General features: G+C 63.0%; 4 protein-coding genes. All 4 read left to right on the forward strand.

The features are described from left to right. Positions 1–220: 220 nt before the first annotated feature. A complete protein-coding gene (locus QZ609_RS25885) occupies positions 221–1,306 on the forward strand; it encodes a type IV pilus biogenesis protein PilM (RefSeq protein WP_295501183.1) in 1,086 nt (361 codons plus the stop codon). Between the two features lie 9 nt (positions 1,307–1,315). After that, positions 1,316–1,957, forward strand: a complete 642-nt coding sequence (locus tag QZ609_RS25890) for a PilN domain-containing protein (RefSeq protein ID WP_295501186.1) — start codon at positions 1,316–1,318, stop codon at positions 1,955–1,957. A gap of 3 nt (positions 1,958–1,960) precedes the next feature. Continuing rightward, positions 1,961–2,620, forward strand: a complete 660-nt coding sequence (locus QZ609_RS25895; protein WP_295501189.1) for a type 4a pilus biogenesis protein PilO — start codon at positions 1,961–1,963, stop codon at positions 2,618–2,620. After that, positions 2,617–3,131 (forward strand): pilus assembly protein PilP (locus QZ609_RS25900; RefSeq protein WP_295501192.1); only part of this gene is annotated, 515 nt, incomplete at its 3' end. The genes QZ609_RS25895 and QZ609_RS25900, both read left to right, overlap by 4 nt.

Here is a 3,131-nt window from a genome sequence, read left to right on the forward strand (position 1 = left end):
AGCGGAAATCAAGTCAGACGAAAGGGGTATCCCCCGACCGTGGGGTTTTGACAACGCTTTACGAATCTGCGTGGGGGAAATGCGCCGAGGCCTGCGGCAGCGTTTGCCTGTTCTAAAGGATTTTGTGAGAATCCAGCAGCAAATCCATGCAGGCTATGGCGCACGTTGGACGTGGAGCGGGCGCCAGGGTTCAAAAATATATAAACGGTGGGGTGTCTCTGTGCGACGGGGTTTGTTATCCGGCCTGCTGCGCCGCAATATCGTCGGGATTGATATCGGATCTTCCAGCGTCAAGGTGGTGGAGTTATCCGCCAATGGCAGCCAGGGAGATTTCCGTCTCGAGAAGTGCGCCAGCGAGCTGATTGAACGCAGTGCCGTCGCCGACGGCAATCTGGTCAACATCGATGCGGTGGGCAACGCGCTCAAGCGTGCCATCGCCAAGGCGGGCATTCGCAGCAAGGATGCGGTGCTGGCCATTCCTTCCAGCCTGACCGAGTCCCAGACCGTCAGCCTGCCGGACAACCTCACCGAGGATGAGCTGTTCGTCCAGGTCGAGAGTGAGGCCAACCGGCTGTATCCGCCGTCGCAGAACGTCAATTTCGACTATGTCGTGATTGGCCCGTCCGAAACCGAGGGCGGGATCGGCGTGCGCGTGACGGCAACGGTGTCCGAGCGTGTGAACGAGCGCGTGACCGCCGCCGAGATGGCTGGCCTCAAGCCGGTCGTCATGGACGTGGAAGAGAACGCCATCCAGCGCGCCATGACCCACATGCGCGCGGTCAAGTCCGATGCCACCGAAACCGAGATGCGCGACATGCCCGTGGTGGCCATGTTCCATCTGGGTGGTGCCCATTCGCACGCGCTGTTCTACCAGGGCTGGAAGGAGCTGTACGAGCAGCCGCTGTCCGGCTCGGGCGACCAGCTCACGCAAAGCATCTCGCGCCTGTTCTCGCTCGACCTGCTCAAGGCCGAGGTGAAGAAGCGCAAGAACACGCTGCCCGACGAATACCGCGCCCAGCTGCTCAAACCGTCGCTGGAGACGCTGGCGATGGAAATCAGCCAGGCGATCCAGAATTTCATGTCGACCTCCAGTGTCGGCCGTGTCGACGAGATCGTGCTCTCGGGCGGCCACGCCTCGCTGCTGGGCGTGCAGACGGCCATCCAGCAACAGACCCAAATCAATACGACGCTCGCCAACCCGTTCGCCAACATGGGCGCGGCCAAGAACGTCAACGCGCGCTATCTGCAGCGTGATCTGCCGGCGTACATCGTCAGCGCGGGCTTGGCCCTGCGCGGGCTGCAATAAGGAGGGGCGATGGCCAACGCCAACGACAGCGTCAACGCGCTTCCGACCATCAACCTGCTGCCGTATCACGCGGAGCGGCGCGCGGACAAGCGCAAGAAAGTCTTCATGAGCCTGGGGGCCGCTGCGCTCGCGGGTGCCGTGGCGGTGTTGCTGGGCGGCATGGTGATTGATCACCAGACCGAAGAAGCCCAGCGCATCAACGAGCGGCTCAAGCAGAAGAACGACGAGATGGACAAGCAGATCGTCGAGGTGAACACGCTCAAGAAGGACATCGAGGACCTGCTGCAGCGACAGCAGGCGGTCGAGAGCCTGCAGAACGAGCGCAACCGCCCGGTGCAAATGCTGGAGGAGCTGGTGCGCCAGGTGCCGGAAGGCATCTACCTGACCGCGCTCAAGCAAGACAAGGACCGCTTCACGATCTCGGGCGTGGCCCAGTCCAACGAACGCGTGTCGGACCTGCTGCGCAACCTGGGTTCGGTGCCCTGGCTGGATCACGCCGAGCTGGGTGAATCCGTTGCCACCACCATGACGAACAACCTGAAGGAACAGCGCCGCCTGTTCAACTTCACGGTGCGCTTTGCGTGGAAGGCGCCCGAAGCGCAGACGCCGGGCAAGCCGGCTGGCGCGGCCAGTGCAGTCGCAGGGAAATAAACCATGGCCCTCTCTACCGATATCTCGCTGGAAGACCTGGTCAGCCAGTTCCGCGGTCTGAACCTGAACGAGCCGGAAACGTGGCCGATCGCGCCGCGCATCCTGTTCATGATCGTCGCCGCTCTGCTGGTGGTGGCACTCGGCTGGCAGTTCTACTGGAGCGGCAAGTTCGACGAGCGCGATGCCAAGCGCAGCGAGCAGGAGCAGCTGAAATCCGCCTACCAGAGCAAGCTGGCCCAGGTGATCAATCTCGAGGCGCTGCGCCAGCAAAAGGTCGAGGTCGAGCGTCGCGTCGCCAAGCTCGAACTGCAACTGCCGAACAAGACCGAAATGGATGCGCTGCTGGCCGACGTCAACCATGCCGGCATCGCGCGCGGGCTGACGTTCGACCTGTTCCGCCCCGCGTCGGCCGTGGTCAAGCCGTATTACGCCGAGATCCCGGTTGCCGTGAAGGTCAATGGCCGCTATCACGACATGGCGCTGTTTGCGGCTGACGTTGCCGCACTGTCGCGGATCGTGACTCTGCAGGACATGTCGCTCACTGGCACCAAGGACGGCAGCATGGTGATGGAAGCTCGCGCAGAAGCCTATCGCGCGCTCGATCCGGATGAGCAGGCCGCCCAGCGCAAGGCTGCTGCCGCCTCCAAGGGAGGCGCCAAATGATGGGCCACACCATGAGCCGCCGCCGGATGACGCAACTCGTGCGCATCGTGCCGATGTGCCTGGCGGTCGTACTGGCCGCCTGCGGCGCCAGCGCCGACGACGAGCTGGACCAATGGATGCAGCAGGCGCGCAGCAGCGTCAGCACCAAGCTGGCGCCGCTGCCCGAACCCAAGCCATACGCGCCGCGCGAATACACGACCACCAAGCAGACCGACCCGTTCAGTCTGCAGAAGGTGGCGGAGCTCTCGCGCGCGCAAAACGAATCGCCGGAGCCGGGGCATCGCCACGAGCCGCTGGAAGACTATCCGCTGGAAGCCTTCAAGCTGCTCGGGACGATGAAGCGCAATGGCGTGACCGAAGGCGTCGTGTCTGTCGGGGACAAGACGCAGCATGTGCAAGTGGGGCAGTACATCGGGCAAAACTATGGTCGTATCGTCCGCGTCGGCGATCAGGAACTCACCCTGCGTGAGCTGGTGCGCGAAGGCACGACCGAATGGAAAGAAAAAATGAC

Origin of the sequence: uncultured Ralstonia sp. (assembly GCA_913056305.1) — a bacterium.
In the GTDB taxonomy this organism is placed as follows: Bacteria; Pseudomonadota; Gammaproteobacteria; order Burkholderiales; family Burkholderiaceae; genus Ralstonia.

Coding starts and splice junctions, on each gene's coding strand:
- QZ609_RS25890 (WP_295501186.1), top strand. CDS start 1,316: ATGGCCAACGCCAACGACAGCGTCAACGCGCTTCCGACCATCAACCTG.
- QZ609_RS25895 (WP_295501189.1), top strand. CDS start 1,961: ATGGCCCTCTCTACCGATATCTCGCTGGAAGACCTGGTCAGCCAGTTC.